Annotated in this window: 19 protein-coding genes; 10 read left to right on the plus strand and 9 right to left on the minus strand. The window is 60.7% G+C overall.

Features of this window, described 5'->3' with window-relative positions:
• The first annotated feature begins 112 nt into the window (after window positions 1-112).
• The 5 genes from ATY29_RS04535 to ATY29_RS04555 all read left to right on the plus strand — a co-directional run bounded on the left by ATY29_RS04535 (window position 113) and on the right by ATY29_RS04555 (window position 5,420).
• Window positions 113-790, plus strand: a complete 678-nt coding sequence (locus ATY29_RS04535; RefSeq protein ID WP_003571302.1) for a TetR/AcrR family transcriptional regulator — start codon at window positions 113-115, stop codon at window positions 788-790.
• A gap of 136 nt (window positions 791-926) precedes the next feature.
• The gene (locus tag ATY29_RS04540) at window positions 927-2,075 is read left to right on the plus strand and encodes a Gfo/Idh/MocA family protein (RefSeq protein ID WP_003571303.1); all 1,149 of its coding nucleotides are present in this window, start codon (window positions 927-929) and stop codon (window positions 2,073-2,075) included.
• A gap of 2 nt (window positions 2,076-2,077) precedes the next feature.
• Window positions 2,078-3,241, plus strand: a complete 1,164-nt coding sequence (locus ATY29_RS04545; protein WP_003571304.1) for a dihydrodipicolinate synthase family protein — start codon at window positions 2,078-2,080, stop codon at window positions 3,239-3,241.
• A gap of 29 nt (window positions 3,242-3,270) precedes the next feature.
• Window positions 3,271-4,101, plus strand: coding sequence for a sugar phosphate isomerase/epimerase family protein (locus tag ATY29_RS04550; protein WP_003571305.1), 831 nt, complete (start codon window positions 3,271-3,273; stop codon window positions 4,099-4,101).
• A 41-nt stretch (window positions 4,102-4,142) separates the two neighbouring features.
• On the plus strand, window positions 4,143-5,420 hold the full coding sequence (locus ATY29_RS04555) for a Gfo/Idh/MocA family protein (protein WP_097535325.1): 1,278 nt from the start codon (window positions 4,143-4,145) through the stop codon (window positions 5,418-5,420).
• A 26-nt stretch (window positions 5,421-5,446) separates the two neighbouring features.
• Here the strand turns inward: ATY29_RS04555 and ATY29_RS04560 are convergent, their stop codons facing one another.
• Genes ATY29_RS04560 through ATY29_RS04570 form a run of 3 tightly spaced genes read right to left on the minus strand, consistent with a single transcriptional unit; the run spans window position 5,447 to window position 9,347 of the window.
• Complete coding sequence (locus tag ATY29_RS04560; RefSeq protein ID WP_097535327.1) at window positions 5,447-6,457, minus strand: hydroxyacid dehydrogenase; 1,011 nt, start codon at window positions 6,455-6,457, stop codon at window positions 5,447-5,449.
• Window positions 6,454-8,310, minus strand: coding sequence for a DUF2264 domain-containing protein (locus ATY29_RS04565; protein ID WP_097535352.1), 1,857 nt, complete (start codon window positions 8,308-8,310; stop codon window positions 6,454-6,456). The genes ATY29_RS04560 and ATY29_RS04565 overlap by 4 nt, the downstream gene beginning before the upstream one ends.
• 5 nt (window positions 8,311-8,315) lie before the next feature.
• A complete protein-coding gene (locus tag ATY29_RS04570; RefSeq protein WP_097535329.1) occupies window positions 8,316-9,347 on the minus strand; it encodes a LacI family DNA-binding transcriptional regulator in 1,032 nt (343 codons plus the stop codon).
• A 144-nt stretch (window positions 9,348-9,491) separates the two neighbouring features.
• On the opposite strand from ATY29_RS04570, the gene ATY29_RS04575 reads away from it, so the two are divergent.
• Window positions 9,492-10,778 (plus strand): ABC transporter substrate-binding protein, encoded by a 1,287-nt coding sequence (locus ATY29_RS04575; RefSeq protein ID WP_097535331.1) that lies wholly within the window; start codon window positions 9,492-9,494, stop codon window positions 10,776-10,778.
• A gap of 69 nt (window positions 10,779-10,847) precedes the next feature.
• On the opposite strand, the gene ATY29_RS04580 is transcribed toward ATY29_RS04575, so the two are convergent.
• The 5 genes from ATY29_RS04580 to ATY29_RS04600 are packed head-to-tail and all read right to left on the minus strand — an operon-like array spanning window position 10,848 to window position 16,257.
• A complete protein-coding gene (locus ATY29_RS04580; RefSeq protein ID WP_003571312.1) occupies window positions 10,848-11,816 on the minus strand; it encodes a glycoside hydrolase family 26 protein in 969 nt (322 codons plus the stop codon).
• 3 nt (window positions 11,817-11,819) lie between these two features.
• Window positions 11,820-12,347: a DUF995 domain-containing protein gene (locus ATY29_RS04585; protein ID WP_097535333.1), complete on the minus strand. Its 528-nt coding sequence runs from the start codon at window positions 12,345-12,347 to the stop codon at window positions 11,820-11,822.
• Window positions 12,348-12,384: 37 nt separating this feature from the next.
• On the minus strand, window positions 12,385-14,253 hold the full coding sequence (locus tag ATY29_RS04590; RefSeq protein ID WP_097535335.1) for a glycosyltransferase family 2 protein: 1,869 nt from the start codon (window positions 14,251-14,253) through the stop codon (window positions 12,385-12,387).
• Window positions 14,250-15,233 carry a UDP-glucose 4-epimerase GalE gene (gene galE, locus ATY29_RS04595; RefSeq protein ID WP_097535337.1) on the minus strand — a complete coding sequence of 328 codons (984 nt, stop codon included), beginning with the start codon at window positions 15,231-15,233 and terminating at the stop codon, window positions 14,250-14,252. Before galE ends, ATY29_RS04590 begins: the two co-directional genes overlap by 4 nt.
• Window position 15,234: 1 nt before the next feature.
• The gene (locus tag ATY29_RS04600; RefSeq protein WP_003571320.1) at window positions 15,235-16,257 is read right to left on the minus strand and encodes a UDP-glucuronic acid decarboxylase family protein; all 1,023 of its coding nucleotides are present in this window, start codon (window positions 16,255-16,257) and stop codon (window positions 15,235-15,237) included.
• Between the two features lie 387 nt (window positions 16,258-16,644).
• On the opposite strand from ATY29_RS04600, the gene ATY29_RS04605 reads away from it, so the two are divergent.
• On the plus strand, window positions 16,645-16,965 hold the full coding sequence (locus ATY29_RS04605; protein ID WP_025417435.1) for a hypothetical protein: 321 nt from the start codon (window positions 16,645-16,647) through the stop codon (window positions 16,963-16,965).
• Window positions 16,966-17,025: 60 nt separating this feature from the next.
• Here the strand turns inward: ATY29_RS04605 and ATY29_RS04610 are convergent, their stop codons facing one another.
• Window positions 17,026-17,808, minus strand: a complete 783-nt coding sequence (locus tag ATY29_RS04610) for a helix-turn-helix transcriptional regulator (protein WP_003571323.1) — start codon at window positions 17,806-17,808, stop codon at window positions 17,026-17,028.
• An 836-nt stretch (window positions 17,809-18,644) separates the two neighbouring features.
• On the opposite strand from ATY29_RS04610, the gene ATY29_RS04615 reads away from it, so the two are divergent.
• The 3 genes from ATY29_RS04615 (at window position 18,645) to ATY29_RS04625 (ending at window position 24,105) form a co-directional block, all read left to right on the plus strand.
• On the plus strand, window positions 18,645-19,607 hold the full coding sequence (locus ATY29_RS04615; RefSeq protein WP_025417434.1) for a hypothetical protein: 963 nt from the start codon (window positions 18,645-18,647) through the stop codon (window positions 19,605-19,607).
• A gap of 143 nt (window positions 19,608-19,750) precedes the next feature.
• The gene (locus ATY29_RS04620; protein WP_097535340.1) at window positions 19,751-21,793 is read left to right on the plus strand and encodes a hypothetical protein; all 2,043 of its coding nucleotides are present in this window, start codon (window positions 19,751-19,753) and stop codon (window positions 21,791-21,793) included.
• Between the two features lie 14 nt (window positions 21,794-21,807).
• Window positions 21,808-24,105, plus strand: coding sequence for a type I secretion system permease/ATPase (locus tag ATY29_RS04625; protein ID WP_097535342.1), 2,298 nt, complete (start codon window positions 21,808-21,810; stop codon window positions 24,103-24,105).
• Window positions 24,106-24,110: the final 5 nt, after the last annotated feature.

Below are 24,110 nucleotides of genomic sequence, written 5' to 3' on the forward strand. Positions count from 1 at the left end.
GGCAAGCGTGTCAAGCGGGGTATCGGTTCTTGCTGACCGCCCTTCTAAATTCCGGTTTTTACAATTTCGCACTGAAGGCTTATGAGCGCAACATGCGAGACGGAGGGGAACGATGAACGACAGCGAGGAAAACGGGGAGCAGAAAAAATCCCGGCGCCCATCTCAGGAACGCACGGCGCAGCGCGATCCGGAGCGGACACGCGCCGCAATCCTGGAAGCGGCCACCCGGGAGTTTGCCGAAAACGGCATGGGTGGAGCCCGCGTCGACGCCATTGCCGCGCGCGCCGGCACCAACAAGCGCATGCTCTACCATTATTTCGGCGACAAGGAGCAGCTCTATCTCCGCGTGCTCGAAGAAGCCTATGTCGGCATCCGCACCGCCGAGCGCGCGCTGCATATCGGTGACCGAAGCCCGGAGGAAGGCATTGGGGAACTCGCGCTCTTCACCTGGCGCTATTTTCTTCAGCACCCGGAATTCCTCAGCCTGCTCGGGACGGAAAACCTGCATCGCGCCCGGTGGCTGCGCCAGTCCGTCCGGCTCAAGGAACTGCATTCGCATCTGATCGGCGAGCTTACCGATGTGCTCGAGCGGGGAAAGAAGCAGGGCGTCTTCATCGAGACGGTCGATCCGCTGCACGTCTACCTGACGATCGCCTCGCTCGGCTATTTCTATCTTTCCAACCAATACACGCTTTCGACGATCTTCGGCCGCGACCTGATCGAGCCGGCCCATCTCAATGCCTGGGAAAAGCATATCGTCCACGTCACGCTCGCTTCGATCAAGCGTTAGACTAATCCTGAAAGCAGGATTTGACTCTTGACAGGCTCGCCGCTCTTCTGTCATCAAGTAACCGTTTAGTTACCGGCTTGGGAGGGCCGGGCCGGATGCCCGCTCCCCCGCCGCAAAAGATTCCAGGGAGGAAAATATGGCACGCTTGGGGATCATCTTGCACGGCGTTACCGGCCGCATGGGTTACAATCAGCACCTGGTGCGTTCGATCCTCGCCTTCCGCGACCAGGGCGGCATCACGCTGAAATCGGGCGAAAAACTCGAGATCGATCCGATCATCGTCGGCCGCAACGGCGCCAAGATGGAAGAGCTGGCGAAGAAGCATGGCATCAAACGCTGGTCGACCGATCTCGACGCCGCTCTCGCCAATCCCGACGACACGATCTTCTTCGATGCCGGCACGACGCTGATGCGGGCCGAGCTTCTGTCCAAGGCGCTCGATGCCGGCAAACATGTCTATTGCGAAAAGCCGATCTCCGACGACCTGCAGGTGGCACTCGACCTTGCCCGCAAGGCGCGCCGCTCCGGCCTTAAGCACGGGGTCGTGCAGGACAAGCTCTTCCTTCCCGGCCTGCGCAAGCTGGCGCTGCTCAGGGATTCCGGCTTCTTCGGCAAGATCCTCTCGGTGCGCGGCGAATTCGGCTACTGGGTTTTCGAGGGCGATTGGGGCGTGCCGGCCCAGCGCCCCTCCTGGAATTACCGCAAGGGCGACGGCGGCGGTATCATCCTCGATATGCTCTGCCACTGGCGCTATGTGCTCGACAACCTGTTCGGCGAGGTGAAGGCCGTCTCCTGCCTTGGCGCCACGCATATTCCGCGGCGCATCGACGAGCAGGGCAAGCCTTATGATTGCGACACTGACGATGCGGCCTATGCGACTTTCGAGCTCGAAGGCGGCGCGATCGCGCAGATCAATTCCTCTTGGGCCGTTCGTGTCCGCCGCGACGACCTCGTCACTTTCCAGGTCGACGGCACCCATGGCTCGGCCGTCGCCGGCCTGACGAAATGCTGGAGCCAGCACCGCGTCAATACGCCGAAGCCGGTCTGGAACCCCGACCAACCGCAGACGATCGACTTCTACAAGACCTGGGACGAGGTTCCCGATACGCAGGCCTTCGACAACGGCTTCAAGGCGCAGTGGGAAATGTTCATCCGCCATGTCGTCGAAGATGCGCCGTGGCCCTATGGCCTGGAAGCCGGCGCCAAGGGCGTGCAGCTTGCCGAACTCGGCCTGAAATCCTGGGCCGAACGCCGCTGGCTCGACGTTCCCGCATTGGAGTTCTAGCCGTGACGACGATCAATCTCCCCCTCGACGGCAAGATCGTTCCCTACATGCTGACCGGCACGCCGATCGAGCTGAAGAAGCGCGAGGCTAAAAGCTTCCCGCGTATCGCCTTTGCCGCCGCGCATGTGGTTGCCGATCCGCTCGCCGATAACGATCCCTGGCTGACGCCGGCGATCGACTGGGAGCGGACGCTCGCCTTCCGCCACCGGCTCTGGGATCTTGGCCTCGGCGTTGCCGAAGCCATGGATACGGCGCAGCGCGGCATGGGCCTCGGCTGGCCGGAAGCTCGCGACCTGATCCGCCGGGCGCTCACTGAGGCGTCCAGCCGCAAGGATGCGCTGATCGCCTGCGGCGCCGGCACCGACCATCTGACGCCCGGACCCGATGTGACGATCGACACCATCCTCAGGGCCTATGAAGAGCAGATCGAAACGGTGGAGGCGGCCGGCGGCCGCATCATTCTGATGGCGAGCCGGGCGCTTGCCGTCGCTGCCAAAGGACCTGACGACTATGTCAGGGTCTATGACCGCATCCTCCGTCAGGTCAAGGAACCCGTCATCATCCACTGGCTCGGCGAAATGTTCGACCCGGCGCTCGAGGGATATTGGGGCAATGGCGACCATCTGAAGGCCATGGAAACCTGCCTTGAGGTGATCGAAGCCAATGCCGGCAAGGTCGACGGCATCAAGATCTCGCTTCTCTCCAAGGAGAAGGAAGTGACCATGCGCCGGAAACTGCCGAAATCCGTGCGCATGTATACCGGCGACGACTTCAACTATGCCGAACTGATTGCGGGCGACGAACAGGGCCATTCCGACGCGCTGCTCGGCATCTTCGATGCCATCGCGCCGGCAGCTTCGGCGGCCCTCGACGCGCTCGGCCGCAAGAGCAACCATGAATTCTTCGATCTGCTCGAGCCGACCGTGCCGCTGTCGCGGCACATCTTCAGAGCGCCGACCCGCTTCTACAAGACCGGCGTCGTCTTCCTCGCTTATCTCAACGGCCTGCAGGACCATTTCACCATGGTCGGCGGCCAGCAGAGCACCCGCTCGCTGACGCATCTGGCAGAGCTCTTCCGGCTGGCCGACAAGGCGCGGGTTCTGGCCGATCCGGAACTCGCAACAGCGCGGATGAAACAGGTGCTTGCCGTCCACGGCGTTCACTAAGCGTCGACTCGGCTTGGGAGGAGAATGACATGCAGGTCGAAGGACTTTCGATCAATCTGGCGACGATCCGCGAACAATGCGGCTTTGCCGAAGCCGTCGATATCTGCCTGAAGCATGGCATCACCTCGATCGCGCCCTGGCGCGACCAGGTCGCGAAGGTCGGCCTCGACGAGGCGGTGCGGATCGTCAAATCGAACGGCATCAAGCTGACCGGTCTTTGCCGCGGCGGCTTCTTTCCGGCGGCAAACGATGCAGACTGGCAGAAGAACCTCGACGACAACCGGCGTGCTATCGACGAGGCGGCGGCGTTTTCCGCCGATTGCTTGGTGCTCGTCGTCGGCGGCCTGCCGGGCGCTTCGAAGGATATCGTCGCCGCGCGCCAGATGGTGTTCGACGGCATTGCCGCCGTGCTGCCGCATGCGCAGGCTGCCGGCGTGAAGCTTGCTATCGAGCCGCTGCATCCGATGTATGCCGCCGACCGGGCCTGCGTGAACACGCTCGGCCAGGCGCTCGACATGTGCGAGCCGCTCGGCGAGGATGTCGGCGTGGCGATCGATGTCTATCATGTCTGGTGGGACCCCGATCTTGCCAACCAGATCGCCCGCGCCGGCCGGATGAACCGCATCTTCGCCCATCACATCTGCGACTGGCTGGCGCCGACCAGGGACATGCTGCTCGACCGCGGCATGATGGGCGATGGCGTCATCGACCTCAAACGCATAAGACGAATGATCGAGGCTGCCGGTTTCTTCGGCGCACAGGAAGTGGAGATCTTTTCGGCCGAAAACTGGTGGAAACGCCCGGCCGACGAGGTGATCGCCACCTGCGTCGAGCGCTTCCGGAGCTGCTGCCAGATCTGATTTTCAATATTTTTTCATCTCGCATGCAGGAGGATCTTTCGATGGAGAAACGCCGTTTTGCCCTGATCGGCACCGGAAACCGCGGCACCACCATGTGGGGCAAGGATCTGCTTTCCGGCTGGCGCGAACATGTCGACCTCACCGCCATCGTCGAGAAGAATTCGCTGCGCGGCGAGCGCGCCCGCAACATGATCGGCAGCAACGCGCCGCTCTACGAAAATATCGATTCCATGCTTGCCGAGCAGAAGCCGGATCTCGCCATCGTCTGCACGCCCGACCATACGCATGACGATATCATCGTGCGGGCCTTGGAGTCCGGCATCGATGTCATCACTGAAAAGCCGATGACCACCTCGATCGAGAAAATTCGCCGGATTCTCGACGCCGAAAAGCGAACCGGCCGCCGGGTCGACGTCTCCTTCAACTATCGCTACGCGCCGACGGCGGCGAAGATCAAGGAATTGCTGAATGCCGGCGAGATCGGCCGGGTCACCTCGGTCGATTTTCACTGGTATCTCAACACCAAGCACGGCGCCGACTATTTCCGCCGCTGGCATGCCTATACCGAAAATTCGGGCAGCCTGTTCGTCCACAAGGCCACCCACCATTTCGATCTGCTGAACTGGTATCTCGACAGCGATCCCGAGGCCGTCACCTCCTTCGCCGACCTGCAGAACTACGGCCGCAAGGGCCCGTTCCGCGGGCCGCGTTGCAAGCTCTGTCCGCATGCGCAGGAATGCGACTATTATCTCGATCTGGAAAAAGATCCCTTCCTCGATCAGCTCTACGAAGACCCTTCGAAGATTGACGGCTATTTCCGCGACGGCTGCGTCTTCCGCGAGGATATCGACATTCCCGATACGATGGTGGTCAGTCTCCGCTACCGCAACAATGTCCATGTCTCCTATTCGCTGAATACCTTCCAGCCGATCGAAGGCCATCACCTTGCTTTCAACGGCACCAAGGGACGCATCGAGCTTCGCCAATATGAGGCGCAGCCCTGGGAAGAGCCGAAACAGGACACGATCCTGCTGATCCGCAATTTCCCGAACGGCAAGGAAGCTGTCGAACGCATCACCGTTCCGCATTTCACCGGCGGCCATTACGGCGGCGACGATCGGATGCGCAACATGATCTTCAAACCCGATATGGAAGACCGGCTTGGCCAGCGCGCCGGCACGCGGGCGGGCGCCATGTCCGTGCTTTGCGGCATTGCCGCGCTGACGAGTTCGCGCACCGGCAAGGTCGTCGACATCGCCGATCTGATGCCCGAACTTGCCAATGACGGTTCGCCCAATTCGTTGAGAACACCACGCTGACAAACGGCAGCTCGACGCGGCACGCGTCAGGCAATGTTTTCAAGATTCTCCCGGCGGATCTGGTAGAGCAGCGGCCGACCGGCCGCAAAACGCTCGACTTCATCGGCCACCATCGCACCGAGACGCGCCCGTTCCAGCCCGATCGCGCCGGCGATATGCGGGGTCAGAAAGACATTCGGGAGATCGTAAAACGGAGAGTCCGGCTCGGGGATCTCCGGCTCGGTCACGTCGATGATCGCGTCGAAGCGGCCGGTCTTCAGCTCCGAAAGCAGGGCTGCCTCATCGATGAGGATGCCGCGCGCGGTGTTGATCAGCGTCGCCCCGTCCTTCATCAGCGATAGTCTTCGCGCATCGATCATATGCTGTGTCGACGGCAGCGATGGCGCATGCAGTGAAACGATATCGGCTCGCCGCATCAACTCGTCGAGATCGACCTTTTCCGCTCCGAGTCCGGCGGCATCAGTGGCATCGAGCATGGGATCGAACAGCAGCAGCCTGTAGTCGAAGGGTTTCAAGAGTTCGATTACCCGCCTGCCGATGCGCGAGGCGCCGACGATGCCGAGGGTTCGTCCATAGTTGCCGATCGCTTCCCGCTGCATCGGATAGGTCCGATCGCGGTTGCGGTCGCCGACGTAGAGATCGCGGAAACGGAAGGCGCGTTTGCCGGCGAAGAGGATCGCAGCGAGCGTGAATTCGCCAACCGGCACGGCATTGGCCTCGGCCGAATGGCTGACCGCTATCCCCGCTGCGAAAATGGCATCGTCGATGATGCCCTTGACCGTGCCCGCCGCATGGACGACGAGGCGCAGCCGCGGCGCGGCAGCGGGAATCTCCGGTCCGACATAGGGCGCACCCCAGCCGGTGATCAGGATTTCCGCTTCTGAAAGCAGGCGTCTTGCGCGCGCATCGTCCAACCGCTGCAGCGGCTCGGGATCCAGCAGGCGGCCGATCGTGTCGAGGCGGCCCAGGATCTCATCGGGCAGAACATGCTCGGTACGCGACGGCTCCATGGCAAGCACGATGGCCGGACGGCTCATGGCATCTGTCCCGGCGCTTCGATGGCGCTGACGGTGACGCCCTTTTCCCGCACCAAGGCCTGCAGCGCCGCAATATCAGGCGCTTTCGGCGGACGCGTCCAGGCAGACGAGGCGGCAGCCGGATCATCCAGCGCCAGCACCGCCGTCACCAGAATCGTCTCGCCAACCGGAATCTGACCGCGCAGCTGCGGCACGATAGTCTTGGCGACGATCACATTGGTGTTGGGCTGTGCCTTCTGGGTCAGTCCGACGCGTTTGACCGAAGAGCCGAGATCGAGAATCCCGGTAAAATCACCTTCGCCAATCGCATAGGCTGCCCCCTCCGAGGCCGACAGCCTATCCTGCTCGAAGTCGCGGCGGCCGATAGCAAAGCCGCCTTCGGCAATCCGCAGCGGCCGGCCCGACGTGATCCGGTGGAGGCGGATATGCCAGGGGGCAGCGGGCACGAGCCAAGTTTCGACGTCGACATCGGGGAAGGGCGACCATCTCGCATGAAGCACGTCGCCCGCGAGCCGGGCTTCCTCATTCGTTTCGCGCACGCGGTAGTGCAGGCCGTCATCGCTGAAGGCCAGCATCGAATCGAAGGCGGCCAGCGCAAAACCGCGTTCGTCGGATTCGACGCTGAAACCGTAGCGGGTGGAATAAGCGAATTTCGCATATTTTTCGGTGCCAAAACGCATCTGCAGGTTTTCCTGGCCTGATGACAGCGCCACGACATCGCCGCCCGCCCGCATGATCACCATGCCGGGATGACGCTGGGGGATGACAGAGGGCGCCGGTTCCGGCGCCTTTTCCTCAGCGGTCCAGAACGGATGATCCTCGGCGACTGCCAGCGGCAGGAAGGCCTTGAGCGCCCAGTAGGGCGAGCCGGCGGAATTGTAACTTTCCGACATCAGCAGGTTCGGATAGCCGAAACCGATCGACAGCACGCCGTCGCGATCGGCAATCGGCTTGTCCTTCCACCAGCGCAGGTGCTGCAGGCAGAGATGCTTGACCTCGCCCCAGGGCAAAGCCTCGAGATCGGCAAAGGCAAGCGCCGACCAGAAGCCGGCGCAGGCGAAACGATAGGTCAGGCTGCGGCCGAAGGGGATGGTCGCGCCGTCAGCGGCAAACCAGTGGCGGAAATCCTGGGCAAAGAGGACCGCGCGCTCGCGGTAGCGTTTGGCGTAGTCGTCGTCGACGAGCTTGGAATAGATCAGGCCATAGAAATGCATGGCGAAGGGAATGTAGTGGTCGATGCGGCGGACGTTTCCATCGCGATACCAGCCGTCGCCGATATAGAAGCCTTCGAGCTCCTGCAGATATTGCCGGGTCAGGCTGCGATCGAAATCGGCGCCGAGACGGTCGAGCCCGATGTCGACGAAGATGCGGAAGAATTTCCAGTTGTTGTCGGCATAGTCGAATTGCCTGGCATGTTTGAGATAGGCGACGACATTGCTGCGGGCGCGCGTATCAAGCGGTTCCCAGATCTTTTCCGGCACGAGCGCCAGAGCAAAACCGACAGCGGCAAGCTCGACCATGCGCTGATCGCGACCGTTGACCGTACCCCAATATTCCGGATGGGCGGGATCGGTGCCGTTTGCAAGGCCCTCGGCGAAGCGATGCCAATGGGCGAAGTCGCCCTTGCCGGCGCCAAGCGGCGCCAAGCCCCAGAGCGGGCGGGCAAAGCCCTCGAGATCGGCCGCCGCCCGGTCGAAATGGGCGGCGGCGCCGCTCAGCCTGACGCGGGCATTGCCTTTTGAGAAACAGGCAAGCAGCGGATCGAAGAGATCAAGCAGGGCACGGCTCATATCCGCACGGGTTTCCAGCGGATTGCCTGCAAGCGGGTTGGCGCTGGCGGGATCATAGGTCATCGGCATCACTCACGGGTTTCAGCATTCGGAACGGTCCCTCCCGGAACGGGAACGACGGCCTGGCAGATGTGGCGCGCCGGCGCCGTCCTGTTGCGGAAACGGGACAGCATCAGCGAAACGGCCTCGCGCCCGAGGGCGGCGCGGTCGACACGCATGGTGGAAAGCTGCGGATTGGTCATCAGCGCACAGGGCAGATCATCGAAGCCGACGATCGCAAAATCCTCCGGCACACGCAGACCGGCCTCGGTGACCGCCTCGAGCACACCGACCGCGATGAAATCATTCATGCAGAAGGCGGCGGTAAAACCGGCATTCTCGGCAAGGATCGCGGCCGTGCGTTCGTGGGCCTCGCCGCTGGCGCTGCCCTTCAGCGTCATCGAGACGAAACGGCCCTCGGCGCCGGGAACGGCAGCAATCGCCGCCTCGAAACCACGGATGCGCTCCCGGATCGTCTGGCGATGGGAACCGCTCATATGCAGAATTCGACGATGGCCAGCCTGCATCAGCCGGTTGGTGGCCTGATAAGCACCGAAGAAATTGGCCGGCGAAACGCCATCGAACTGCATCATGGGATCGGTACCATTGACGAGAACCGCCGGCGTCAGAGTGTCGCGCAGCCAACCGCGCAGCATCTCGTTCGGATCAAGGCCGACAAGAAAGAGCCCTTCGGCGCCCGCGGCCTGCATATAGTCGCGCACAGCATCCGGCGTAGTGCGATCCTCGCGAACCATACGGATTTCAAAGGGCATGCCCGCTTCGGCAGCGCCGGCGCGCAGTCCCTCGACGATCGCTTCGTAGAAGACACTGAGGCCGCCGGTGACGCCGTCGCTGGCGATCAGCGCCAGCCCGCCAGCAACGGCTTCAGTCGCAGCCTTGACGGGATAGCCGTGCTCGGCAGCCACCTTCAAGATCTGGCGGCGCACGGTTTCGCTGATGCCGGGTTCGTTGGCGAGCACGCGCGACACCGTGGAAACGGAGACGCCGGCCAATGTGGCGATATCGGCCTGGCGCGGCCGTCTGCTTTTTTGTTCGTTCATATGTAAAGTTTATGCAATTTATGCAAATTTGCAAGATAATCTTTATTTCTTGCAATAAATTTTTTTTTGCGTACTCTTTGTGACGAAATGCTCGCAAACGCCGTTGGAGGATGGCAGCAGGCATATTGGGACAAGGAGGATATTATGCAGGTCAACCGCCGTTCATTTCTGATGGGATCAGCCGGAGCAGCCGCCGGCCTTGCCCTTGGCGCGGGAAGCGCTATTCCGGCTTTTGCCGAGGACGCCTCGCTGCGTGCCATGTGGTGGGGGTCGAACGACCGCGCCAAGCGTACACTCGACGTCGCCAAACTCTATCAATCGAAGACACCCGGCGTCACGATCGTCGGTGAATCGCTGTCCGGCGACGGCTACTGGACGAAGCTCGCAACCCAGATGGCCGGCCGCTCGATCGCCGACGTCTTCCAACTCGAACCGGGAACGATCTCCGACTATTCCAAGCGTGGCGCCTGCCTTCCGCTCGACGAATTCGTCCCCTCGGCACTGAAGGTCCAGTCCTTCGGCCCCGACATGCTGAAGCTGACCACCATCGACGGCAAACTCTATGGTGTCGGCCTCGGCCTCAACTCCTTCTCGATGTTTTTCGACACGGTCGAATTCGAAATGGCCGGCATCCCGCTGCCGACACCCGACCTAACCTGGGAGGAGTACGCCAAGCTCGCCGTGGAACTCACAAAATCTTCCGGCAAGAGCGGCGGCCCCTATGCGGCCCGCTACGCCTATGTGTTCGACGCCTGGCTGCGCCAGCGCGGCAAGAGCCTTTTTGCAAAGGAAAGCGTCGGGCTTGGCTTCACGGCCGACGACGCCACCGAATGGTTCGACTATTGGGAGAAGCTGCGCAAGGCCGGCGGCACCGTTGCCGCCGACGTGCAGACGCTCGATCAGAACACCATCGACACCAATTGCCTCGGTCTCGGCAAATCGGTGATCGGCATGGCCTATTCCAACCAGATGATCGGCTATCAGCTGATCATCAAGAACAAGCTCGGCATCACCATGCTGCCGCGCGAAAATAAAGGCGGGCCGTCGGGCCACTACTACCGTCCGGCGCTGATCTGGAGTCTCGGCGCCACGACGAAGAACGGCGAAGCGGCCGCGAAATTCATCGACTTTTTCGTCAACGATATCGAGGCCGGCAAAATCCTCGGCGTCGAGCGCGGCGTGCCGATGTCGCCGACGGTGCGCGCGGCCATCCTGCCGCAGCTCAACCCGACGGAGCAGGAAACGGTCAAATACGTCAACCTTCTCAAGGATCAGGTCGGCGAGTATCCGCCGCCGGTGCCGATGGGCGCGACCCAGTTCGACCAGCGCGTGCTGCGCCCGATCTGCGACGAACTCGCCTTCGAACGGATTTCGCCCGCTGATGCGGCGACCCGGCTCATCGAAGAGGGTAAGGCGACGATCAAGGGATGATCGATCGCCTGACAGCAGAGGAGAGGAGAGGCCCGCAAACCCCGGCGGGCCCTTCTCGTTTTCAGGCTGTCAGTTGCCCAGGTTCCGGGCCACGCGCCAGTCCGGCCGGCCGAGATCGAAGGGCCAGGCGTGCACATCCCGGTCGTTGAAATAAACCACCTCCTGCAGATTGGGGAAGGCGCCCTGTTTCAGCGTCGCAGTTTCGATCCACGGCCTGATATAGGCGTCGCCGCCTTCATAACCGAGCTCCGCCACCCAGATGGGCTTCCCGTAGCCGGCGACGAGATCATAGCCCTGCTTCAATGCTTCCGAGAATGTCCGGTGCCCATTGTAGGCAAGTTCGTCGTAGCGCTGTAGGCCGAAGACTGAGAGCCCGACTAGGTCGACATAATCGTCGCCGGGATAGTAGTTCTGCAAGCCCGGTTCTCCCTTCGGCGACCACATGAGTTCGGCGCCGGGCGCCTCCTGACGGATGATGTCCATCATCCGCTTATAGGCGGTGATATAATCCTGCGGGTTCCAGCCGGACCAGGAAAACCGCCCCGATTTGTCCTCCATCTCCTGTCCCCAGCGGACGATCACCGGGCTTTTCAGCTGCGATATCATCTGTGCGATCGCACGCATGTTGACATCGTAGTCGCCGCGCAGAACCTTTGCGCGAAGCTGGGCGGCGGTCAGTCGCCAGTCGACGTCCCAGGACCAGGGTTCCACTGAGATCAACAGGTTGCGGCCTCGGGCCAGCGCATAGGCGTCGGCAACACGCAGGGTTTCGAGGTCGACGTCCTCCCAGGGCAGAAACAGGGCTTCGGTCGAGACATTCGCCTGCGCGCCGAAATCGCCATGCGGATCGTAGGCGCCGAACTTGATGCCGTCGGCATGAAGGACCGGGCGTTTATCGATGATCGACCGCACGCCCGCCGCCGGGTTCGGGGCAATGCCGGCATATTGCACTTCGCTGCGGCCCGGCAGATCCGCGACGCATAAGAAAAGCAGCGCCATCGCAGCGGTCGAGAGTTTGTTTTTCACCAGCTTCTTCATGGCTCACCCTCCTTTTCGGGTTACTTCCTGACCGAGCAGGATCTGTTTCAGGTCATGCGCCTTGGCACTGACCGTATCCATGGGAACGAGCTTGCTGACCTCGTCATCCTCGCGTCCCGATCCATGGCGGAAGACGTACCATTTGCCGTCCGGCTGGCGCCGCTGATAGATCGTGCTGCCGATCTTGCGGTGGCCGAAACAGGTGCTGGCGCGGGCCGCGCCCTCGGCATTGGTCCAGGTGGCACGCATGCAGAGCTGGCCGAGATCGTCGACCACCCATCTGCCTTCGGCGAAAGACTGCTTGCCGTTGTCGTTCACCCAGGCGACGAAGCGCCGGCCGTCATCCGAGAAACGGCCGCCGCCGGTGTTCCAGATCCAGGTCTTGTCGCCGTAGAGGCGATAGAGCTCATAGGCGCTCAGCGGCGTCGGCGCCGGCGCTTTCTTGCCGGCTGCCTCGGCGCCATGTGCCGCCATTGGCAGACACAGGCTGAGAGCAAGCGCCGCTCCATAACGTTTCGGTCCGATACGCATTACATCCTCCTGTTCGACACTTGCCGGTTGCGCCGGCTCAGACACCCTGTTGGTCCCGTCCCATGTTGCCGAACCCATTCCATTTGAGACGGAATTTCGTAATCTTGGTCTTGCCGCCGCCGAGGCCGGCGCCGGCCACGGCGAATTGCGTTTCGGTGAAGCTGACGAATGGCTGGCCATGGGAAAGCGCTTCGAGGCTGCGGAGACCATGGCTGCCGAGCTGCATGCCGCCGGTAACCCAGATCGCTAGCCCCATGGCGGTCGCGAGCCGCAGCCCGTGCGATTGCGGCAGCATCGGCAGACCGTTCTCGATTGCATGGCGAACGACGATCAGCACCGTCACCGACAGATAGATCGAGAGGTTCATCGCGGTGAAAATATAAAAGCCCTGGGCGGCAGCGGCCTCGCTGGCCAGCGCCATGGCGACGGCGCAAAGCCCGGCGAGCGCGATATAGGGCGCGACCACGCGCAGCGGCAGAGACTGCTGCTGCTGCCTTCCTTTCGGCGTGATCCGGAAATCGACGAAGGAGCCGGAGATATGATCGCGCAAGGCTGCCAGGGTTCCGGCGAGCGACCACGGCCAGCGCAGGAAGATGAAGGCCAGCCCCTCCCAGCCGAACAGTTTCGCATTATGCGGCCTGAAAGTTCCCGTTGCCCGCCAGAAGAGGGCAAACAGTGTCAGCACGATCGATATCGGCGAGAAATGCAGCAGGAAATCCGGATAGGTGACGTTGATAAAGACATGGCCCGTCAGCAAGGCGGCGACCGGCAGCAGGAACATCACCGCCATGAAGGCGGAAAACAGCGGATACCACAGCTGCGAGAATACGAATTGAAATTTCAGCCGCCACGGCAGATGCGCGATGTAACGGCTGGAATGCTGCAGCAGAATAGTGACGAGGCTGCGCGACCATTGGAATTCCTGGACGACGAGATCGGCAAAATTCGCCGGGCCGTCGCCGTGGGCGATCGCATCGACGGCATGCACGCCACGCCAGCCGCCGGCATTCATCATCAACGTCGTCGAATGGTCTTCGGCGAGTTCCGGACCGAGGCCGCCGATCTCGCGAAGCGCCGATGTGCGAACCGAATAATGCGAGCCGATGCAAAGCGGCGCCCAGCCATTGTTGTAACCCGTCTGCAGCGAACCGTGCAGGCTGGCCTCGGCATAGAGCCTGCCGCGCGCCGCCCAGCTCGTCGCGGCATTCGCATCACAAATGCTGGGCGCGGAGACATAACCGATGCCAGGGTCAGCGAAGGGACGCAGGACCTCGCGGAGATAGGTCGGCGTCGGCACGTGATCGGCATCGAACTGGGCGACGAAATCGTAACGCGCATAGCCGAAATGGTCGTAGAAATAGGCAAGATTGCCTTCCTTGCAGCGCGTCCGGCGCGGCCAGGTCGCGCGATGGTAATCCGCCACCCCCTTTCGGGTGGAGATCAGCACGCCGTGCTCCGCGCACCAGCGCCGGGTCTCCTGCGAAGGATCTTCGTCGGCCAGCCAGACATCGAAATCGACGCCGATCTGGTCGAGCATCGCCTGCAGCGTGGCGCGGACAACGGCAAATGGCTCGGACGGCGCCTTGGTGACCACCATCGCCACCCGCCCTTCCGGCAGCCGCACATGAGGGCTGACGGTCCGAGCGTTGAGGAAAATCAGGATGAAATAGGCCGGCACAAGGGTGATCCAGCCCAGCACGAGGGTGATGAGCACGAAGGCGGTCCAGGAAATGATGTGCGCCGACTGGCACCACCAGATCCAGAAATTGCCGAGTGTCGCCAGCCAGCAGAGGATGCCGAAGCCGTAAACGACGCGGTTCCAGCCGGCGAAGACAGGATCGAATGCCTCCGCGGAGGCGGCTTTCGCCGTCCTGGCACGCTGACCGATTTGCGAACCAATGCTCATGCCTTTACCTCGAGCCCGAAAGTGGGACCGGCGGTGCGGATGATCGTATCGATATCCGAGAGAGCGGGCACAAAGCCGAGTTCCGCCTTCGCTCTTGCCGTGTCGGCAACGAGGATCGGCGGATCGCCGGCCCGGCGGGGGCGATAGCGGACGGGGACTTCACGGCCGGTCGCCCGATGGATGGCTTCGAGGATCTCGCGCACCGAGGTGCCGCGGCCGGAGCCGAGATTGACGCTGAGCGAGCCGCCATCGGCGATCAGATGATTGACGGCGGCAAGATGCGCCTGCGCGAGATCGCTGACGTGAATATAGTCACGCACGCAGGTTCCGTCTTCGGTGCGATAATCGGTGCCGAAGATATCGAGCCTCTCCAGCCTGCCTGCGGCGGCGAGAAGGGCGCGGGGGATAAGATGGGTTTCCGGCTGGTGGCGTTCGGCAAGCTCGCCATCCGGATCGGCGCCGGCCGCGTTGAAATAACGTAGCGCGGCGAAGCGGATGCCATAGGCGGCGGCAAAATCCTCGAGCGCCATCTCGAAGATCAGCTTGGTGCGGCCGTACGGATTGACCGGGTGCTGTGGTGTTTCCTCGCGTATCGGCAACGAGGCGGGGACGCCGTAAGTGGCGCAGCTGCTCGAGAAGACGATCCGGTCGATCTCCTGGTCGAGGCAGGCCTCGAGCAGCGTCAGGCTGCCGACGACGTTGTTGCGGTAATATTTCCTGGGCATCTCGACGGATTCGCCGACATAGGCATTGGCGCCGCAATGGATGACGCAATCGGGCGAAAACTCTGCGAGGGTCCGGCGCAGTGTGGCTGCATCGGCGAGGTCCGCCCGGATGAGCGGTCCCCAGCGGACGCTGTCGGCATGCCCCGTCGAGAGATTGTCGTAGGTGACCGGGACCATGCCGGCGCGCGACAGCGTTTTGCAGATATGACTGCCTATGAAACCGGCGCCGCCGGTAACCAAAATGTAGCGGGGCATCTCATACGGCCTCCGCCTTCTCGGCGCCGGCAAGCAAGCTGTCGAAATAACCGACGGTGCGCGCCAGACCGGCTTCAAGGCCGATGCGGGGCTGCCAGCCCAGTTCGGCCATGGCCCTGGAGATATCCGGCCGCCGCTGGCGGGGATCATCGATAACCGCCGGCAGATGAACGATGCGTGAGCGCGAATTGGTGAGGTCGCGAACGATCTCCGCCAGGCGGCGAACGGTGATCTCGGCCGGATTGCCGAGGTTGATCGGGCCGTGGCAGGCACTGCCGGCGGCCGAGAAACGCAGGAAGCCCTCGACGAGATCGTCGACATAGCAGAAGGAGCGGGTCTGATGACCGTCGCCATAGATCGTCAGATCTGCATTGCGCAAGGCCTGCACGATGAAATTGGAGACCACCCGGCCGTCATCCAGACGCATGCGCGGCCCATAGGTGTTGAAGATGCGGCCGACCTTGATGTCGACGCCGTAAGTCCGGTGATAGTCGAAGAACAAGGTTTCGGCGCTGCGCTTGCCTTCGTCGTAACAGGCGCGCGGTCCGATCGGATTGACATTGCCGCAATAGGATTCGGGCTGCGGGCTCTGGTTCGGGTCGCCATAGACTTCCGATGTCGACGACTGAACGACGACCGCAGCGGTCTTGCAGGCGCAATCCAAGGTATTGACGGCGCCAAGCACGTTGGTAAGCAGCGTTCCCACAGGATCCCGCTGATAGTCGGGCGGAGAGGCGGGCGAGGCGAAGTTGAAGATGAGCGAGGCTTCGATATCGAAGGGCTGGCGAACATCGTGCTCGACGAGGTGAAAACGGGCGTTCGATGCAAGGTGATCGACATTGACGCGCCGGCCGGTCGAAAAATTATCGAGGCAGATGACTCTGTCGCCGCGCTGTAGCAGCCTTTCGCAGAGATGCGAGCCGAGAAACCCGGCCCCACCGTTTACCAGGACGGTGCGTAACCCCTGGGGCACCGGTTTGCCCGATACTTCAGAATAGCCTTCGCTGGGAACGAAACTACGCATTACAAACCCCTTCCCATGTTTTAGTCTTTTAATTTATTGATGCACTGCATGCCTTTCTTATCGTTGCTGATATTCGTCTTCCGACCATTACATCACGAACAACTTTTGAGTTATTCTTTGGATAAGAGAATTAATATTTAAATGATAAGGTGATAACAGCCAAGGTCAACTTTAAAAATTGCAACTATCCAAAATAACTACGCAATTATTCTTTAAAGTAACAAATGATTAATCATTTTCTATCTATTTTTCCCTTAGAACGAGTATCCGGATATTGCTCAAGCTTCACTCAATGAAGCTGGTCTAGAAGTAATGGGGAAGATCGGCCGCGCTGGACTGGGCGACCGGCCTTGCATCCGGGAGCGCCATATGCGAGGGGTTTTGGCCATGTTGAAAAAACAAGCTGGAGCGCGGCCGAAGGGCTGGCGTCGATTTCATTTTGCGATGCTTGCCGGGGGGGCGACGTTTCTTGCGATCGGAACGACGGCCTGTACCGTCGTTAACGACGACTTAGCCCTGGTCGCGAAAAAGAACGTCGTCGTGGTCGAGGCGCCGCGTGTCTCGAAAGCCTTTGCCTATCCGGCAAATCGGCCCGAACGCCCGGCTGCGCCAACGGTTCGCGTCGCCTATCACGGCTCAGCGCCTTATATCTGTTCTCCGAGCGGCTTCGGCCAGAAGTCGCGCTGCTTTGCACGTCCGCCCATCTGACGGAGCAATCAACCGCTACGGCGTTGTTTGCGCATCTGAATAGACGCGCGGCGCACTAGCTCAGTTGCGCCACCGGCCGGACATGTCGTCTTCGCCGGCGGGATGCTCGTTGAAGAAACGGGATGCAGCTTCCGTGCGGTTTCGGACGTTCATCTTCTTGTAGATGTTGCGGACGTGAACCTTCACGGTGTTTTCGGACAGATGCAGCTTGTCGGCGATGATCTTGTTTTGCGTGCCCTTGCATATGAGATCCAGGATCTGAACCTCGCGCGTGGTCAAAGAGGAGATGCTGTCGCGTCTCAGCTTCAGCGCATTGGTGCGCGCCGCATCGACCGATTTTGTCTGATAGAGCGAAGGCTCCAGCTGGGTGTTCTTGTTGGTGAGACGATTGAGAAGGGCTGACGGAAAATGCTCGCCGCCCTTCATCAGCAGATCCACTGCGGCCATGAAGACATCGAGCCGCAGGTTGAGCGGCAGGACACCATCGATGATCCTTGCCTCCACCAGGCGGCTGACATAGGGTTCGAGCATGTCGATCGCTTCGACGACAAGCCCGACAGAGGTCTCCGGGTGGTTTTCGCGGGCAGCCTGCAGCGCCTCATGAAGCTCGGGCGCAGGTATATGATAGAATAAAACGAGTTTTATATCGCTGGTATCTTTTTCCAGCATTGGCTTTGTGCTCGTTATGCTTGCTACATCACAATTCGGAAATTTCTTGGCCAGTGCTTCCACCATGCATTCCGAAAACAGATCCGGTTTGGCCACTACCAGTATAGTATTTCCTGACGAACCCAACTTGGTACCTTGGTCGGTATTCTCAATTCCTGAGCCTGCCATGAACATATACGCCTCCCCTTGCGTTACACTTTACTCAAACGTGGAGCGATAGCGGGTATTGGATAGTATGAAATGTCGGCCCCGGATGTCCCGCTTTTATTTTTTAGACATTTCTTAATAATGTTAATACGGATTGAGAAGGAAGGAAATGGCCCAAAGTGATTAGTTTTCGGGGGCAAAAAGCGATATGTTACAAAGCGTTGGTTGTATTTTTGGCAGGATGAATACTTCAAGGTTATATTTGCTCTCACTATAGATAAGAGTCAAATGTAATATTTAAGTACAGATTGTTATATTTTCGGCCTGCGCGAAATGCCTGATTTGAGACAGGCGAGCGACGGAAGGCTCCCCTCAACCTAGCCGAGAATGCTGGAAATTCTGGATTGTTTGCGCTCACCGACGCCCCAGGCAAGGCGTCTCGCCTCTCCAGCGATAGGGCTACCCAAACGGGGCCAGTCCGCCTTAGCCCGAATTAGCATCTATCGGATCCACATTTTTTACAGCAATCTCTGATCGTCGGCCAAGTGGCGACATGGAAAAGCCAGGTATCGGCGTGCGTTTTTGATACACGGCCTCCACTCATGGCAACTCAACAAAAACAACGCCTGAATACTCCTTATCCCGTCCAGGATGATGAGCTGGATATGTGCGGCCTTGTACTGAGTACGTGCGCTCCCAATACTAACGATTTGATCCAACAAGTCGCGACGTAACCGCAGATGACTGGTACCGAATACATCTGCCGATGTTAACCGCATCGGAGCGATGCGCGAGCAAAATCCCATTTGAGATGAGAGGGATTTCGAAAAGCTGCTCCGGTTTTTTTCTGGAGTTTCCGCGGAATGTCTGATGATTACAAGCACGACCCGAAATCTTCGGGCGACGATATCACGAAGGTCGGCGCACTGGCCGACGGCTTTGCCAACAGCGCCATCAATTCAACTGAAGTCGACGACGGCTCGACCGGTTATGTCGGCGGCGTCGCCAATGGCGACAATCGTGGCAATACCGACAACAGCGTCGACGTCGACATCACGGCCGAACTCTCCGCCAACAACGGCGACAATCGCGACAACGACTACGACTGGAGCTACAAGTCCGACGACGACACGAGCACCAAGACCACGACGATCACCGACACCAGAAACGATTACGACTGGAGCTATGACAGCAAGTCGTACAGCGACAACGACACCAAGACGATCACCGACACCGATACGAAGACCGTCACCGACACCGATATCAAGACCGTTACCGATACGGACACCAAGACGGTCTCCGACAGCAACAACACGGCTGACAGCTTCAACAAGACGGACACCGACTTCGCCGTGCTCGAAGACGTCAAGGACTTCGACAATCTCGGCATTGCCGGCGGCGACCTCACCTTCAATCTCGGCGACGATTTCTCCTTCACACTCGACGTCGACAGCATTCTGAACAATTCGCTGAGCGGTGCGGGCAACGACAGCGGCTTCAGCGCCGTTCAGGCGAACCATCTGGCCGACCAGGATAGCGCCTGGAACATCAAGATGGAGAACGAAGGCGCTCAGAACTACCTGAATGCCAATGCCGGCACCGCCGACAGCGCAGAAGGCATGGAGATGGACGGCCGGGGCTGGGATCTCAAGGCCGGCGACGATGCCAGCGGCTCGAGCACAGCCGATGCTTCGGCGATCCTTGCCAATTCCGGCTTCCACCTCGAGCTCGTTCAGGGCGCGAACCTGCTCAGCAATACCGTCGACTCCAGCGTCATCGGCGGCAATTCTCATGCCTCCGACGTCGGCGAGGATACCGGCACCTGACACTGACCTCCAACGACCAAGACGAACTGCATCGGCTGGCGCTGGTGCAGTTTGACTGTTTGAAAACGATCTGACGACCACACCACGGCTCCCGGAGGGGCCGATTTCAAGGCCGATCGTCATTTCGAATGGGAGGCCGAACCATGCATATCGAGAAGATTTCGGACATCATTGCGCACTTCATCGGTCTCTTCGAGATGACCACCGAAGAGATGAGGGCGCGCGCCAAATATACCGAAGGCGCAGGGCCCGGCGAAGATCGACCGGTGCTGCCGGATCAGGACGCCTCTAGCGCGGGTTTCGCCTCCAATCTGCAGCTCAAGGACTACGATCCCGGGATCACCTACAAAAGCGGCAGTTACGAGATCGACAGCGGTCCGGCGCGTCATTCGGGCCGCATCTTCGAAGAGAGCGTGGAGAAGCTGGCGGCGATTGCCGCAAGGGATATCCCGCTACCGCATTTCGGCGAAGCTACGGATATCGTGCTGTCGGATGAGCCGGAACTGGATGTCTTTGCCGGGCCTGGCTCGGCAATCAGTCATGTCCTCCAGGTCAACGTGCTTGACGACGACGACTATCTCGACATGACGGACGGCATCCATGCTGCCCGGGACACGAGCTTCGTCATCGAGCGACTGGCGGAGTTCAGCACCAAGGCCGAGATCTTCACGCCTTTTGCGGATCTCCACCGAACCGATACCTATGACGGCGCGCTGAAGATCGCCCAGGATCTCGAAACCTATATCCGGAATGCTCAAAATACAGAGGATACCGGGGCTACCGAGGCAACGCCGCTTAGCTCCGACGCTTCGCATAATTTCATCCGCATCGATCCCGAGGTCAACGGCGCCGTCTACATCAACGGCAAGGTCGAGGCCGATATCCCCGTGCTCGATGACTTGCTGCCCGACCGCGGTCTCGCCAAGATCCCGGAAGAGCCCGACGACAGCAGTTCATCCGTCGAGCAGACCGAACCGAGCGGCAACAGCCTTGATGTGACCGCCGGTGCGAACTTCGTCGTCAACGTCGCCTCGGTGATCAATACCGGCGTCATCGCCTCTGTCACCGCCGTCATGGGCGATTACCACCAGGTCGACGCGGTTTCCCAGTCCTTTGTCTACAGCGACAATGACGAGATCGCCTCGGCGCTGCGCTCCTCCGGCTATTCGGCCGAGGAGGCCGGGACAGTCGCCAAGAATATCGCCGTCTTCCAGCAAAGCACCTTCGAAGCATCGAGCCACGCCGAGCCTGACGCGGCCGATCCGACGTTTCCCACCAGTTGGCGCGTCAGCGTCATCGACGGCGACGTTTCCTTCGTACAATGGGTCGAGCAGTATCACTTCGTCAGCGACAACGACACGATGACGGTTACCACCTCGGGATCCGAAACCACGATTCTGACAGGCGGCAACACCTCCATCAACTTCTCCTCCTTTTTCGGCATGGGCATGCAGTATGATCTGGTGATCATCCGCGGCAATGTGCTCGACATCAACAGCATCACGCAGATCTCGCTGCTCTACGACAATGACCGGGTGCGGGCGGAAGACGGCGCCGATCCCGCCGCCGATATCGAGACCGGCAACAACCTGATCTGGAATTTCGCCTCGATCCACAATGTCGGGACGGGCAGCCCGTTCGAGGCGATGCCGGATTATATGGTCGAAGCGCAGAAAGGGATCGAAGACCGCGATCCCAATATGCCGGAAGGGCTGTCCTTCGATGCGAACTTCCAGGGATATGCCGGTCTCAACGTGCTCTACATCACCGGCAATCTCTACGACATGACTGTTATTAAACAGGTGAGCATCCTCGGTGATTCCGATGATGTGACCCTCGCGGCATCAACGCTCCTCGAGAACAATCCCAATGCAACGGTGACGATCGACTCCGGCAGCAATGCGCTCATCAACATCGCCGAGATCGTCGACTACGACAGTTTCGGCGCGACGACCTATCTGGCAGGCCAGCTCTATTCGGACGCCATCCTCATTCAGGGCGGGCTGGTGGAGCACGACACGACACAACCGCAAGCAGCCGGCGACAGACTTGCCAACGAAATCATCGCCTTCCTCGATGACGACTATCTCGCGGGCGGCGATTCCGCTGATGGCATCATCAATGCCGGGCATGATTTTTCATGGTCGTCGGGGCATCCCGACGTCATGCAAGCCATGGTCGCGTGACCGGAGGAATCACGATGAACCAGATATCCAAACAGATCTTTGCAGCCGGCAGCGCCCTCGATCTCAAGTCGGGCAATATTCCCGCCGCCGCTCCTTCGGAACTAAAGACGGCCGATCTGCGCCTCTCCGCGATCGACGAGGCGGTCGAGAACCTTCGCCGGCTCAGCGGCGGCGCGGCTCCGTCTGCATCGCCTTCTGCCGATCGCCGCGGGACGACCGAAGCTGCAGCTGCCGAGATGGCGCGCGCAGGCACAGTGCAGGCCCTCGCGCAAATGACAGCGATGCCGGAAGCTTCGCCGAACGTCTTGAAGGCAGAAACGGCGGCTCCTGCATCGGCGGTAGAAGCAAAACCGGTCGCAGCGGCCCAGCCGCAGACCGAAGCGCGGGCGGTGCCCGAATTACCGAAGGAGACGACCGAGCTCAAATCGAGCCCAACGGTACCCTTCGGCAAGACCATCGAAGGCGATAGTGGCCCGATCAGCGAGACCGACCGGCGGCTGCGCACCGGCGGCGGCGGAAACGGCAAGGATTCCGATCCCCGTGGCGGCGGGGGCGGTGGGGGCGGCGGAAGCGGCGGCGGATTTCACAAGCGCAGCGAGCCTGTGAATTTCGCCGCCAGCCTCTCGCGCGGGATGGCGGCCGTACGACGCAACATGGTGGTCGTCATGATGTTCACGATTGCCATCAACGTGCTGCTGTTGGCGATCCCGCTCTATCTCTTCCAGATATCCGACCGGGTGCTGACCAGCCGCTCGATCGACACGCTCGTCATGCTGTCGATCGTCGTGCTCGGCGCGGTGCTGCTGCAGGCCTTCATGGATTCGGTGCGGCGCTTCATCCTGATGCGCACCGCGGTGGAACTCGAAGTGCAGCTCGGCGCGCCGATCCTCAGCGCAGCGGCGCGGGCTTCGCTGCATGGCAGCGGCAAGGACTATCAGACGCTGCAGGACCTGCAGCTCTTACGCGGCTTCCTGACGTCAGGCACGCTGATCGCGTTTCTCGATGCGCCGCTGATGCCGTTCTTCGTCGTCGTCGTCTATTTCGTGCATCCGCATCTCGGCATCATCATCATGACCTGCTGCGCGGTGCTTTTCGTCATCGCCTATCTCAACCAGAAATTCACCGCCCGACAGTTTGCCGAATCCAACGGCTATCTCAGCCGGGCGAATTTCCACCTCGATTCCATGTCGCGCAATTCGCAGATCATCAACGCAATGGCGATGATCCCCGAGGCGGTGAAGATGTGGGGCCGCGAGACGGCGGGTTCGCTAAAATCGCAGGTCGAGGCGCAGGACCGCAACATCATCTTTTCCGGCATATCGAAAGCCTGCCGCATGATCACTCAGGTCACTCTGCTCGGCTGGGGCGCGCATCTTTCGCTCTCCGGCGAGCTGACCGGCGGCATGGTGATCGCGTCATCGATCATCTCGGGACGGGCGCTGGCGCCGATCGAAGGCGCCATCGAAGGCTGGCACCAGTTCAACCGGTCGGCAGCCGCCTATTCCCGGATCAAGAGCCTGCTGTTGAACTCGCCGTTGAACTTCCCGCGCCTGCGCCTTCCCAACCCCGAGGGCCGGCTTGATGTCGAACGCATTCTCTTCGTCCCGCCGCCGCAGAAGAAGGTCGTTCTCAACGGCATCTCCTTCTCGCTCAAGAAGGGAGAATCGCTGGCGATAATCGGCAATTCCGGCTCCGGCAAGACGACGCTCGGCAAGATGCTCGTCGGCTCGATCGTGCCCACATCGGGAAATGTGCGCCTCGACCTGATGGATCTGCGCAATTGGGACCAGCGCCAATTCGGCGAAAGCATCGGCTATCTGCCGCAGGACGTGCAGCTCTTTCCAGGCACGATCAAGGCCAATATCTGCCGCATGCGCGACGACGTCGAGGATCGCCAGATCTACGAGGCCGCGGTGCTGGCCGACGTGCACGAACTCATCGCGGGCTTCCCGCAGGGCTACGAAACCATCGTCGCGGCCGACGGTGCTCCGCTTTCGGGCGGCCAGAAGCAACGCATCGCGCTTGCCCGCGCCTTTTTCGGCAATCCCAAATTCGTGGTCCTCGACGAGCCGAATTCGAACCTCGATACCCAGGGCGAGGCGGCGCTGGCCAAGGCGCTGATCCACGCCAAGAAGCAGGGCATCACCACCGTGACCATCACCCAGCGCCCGGCTCTCCTCCAATGCGTCGACAAGATCCTCGTCCTCAAGGACGGCACTGTCGCCATGTTCGGAGAAAGGATCGAGGTGCTGCAGGCGCTTTCCAAGAGCAACGGCAATAGTGCTCAACAAGCACCACGCATCGAAGGGTGAACGAC

It is taken from the genome of Rhizobium hidalgonense, assembly GCF_002914525.1.
Taxonomy (GTDB): Bacteria; Pseudomonadota; Alphaproteobacteria; order Rhizobiales; family Rhizobiaceae; genus Rhizobium; species Rhizobium hidalgonense.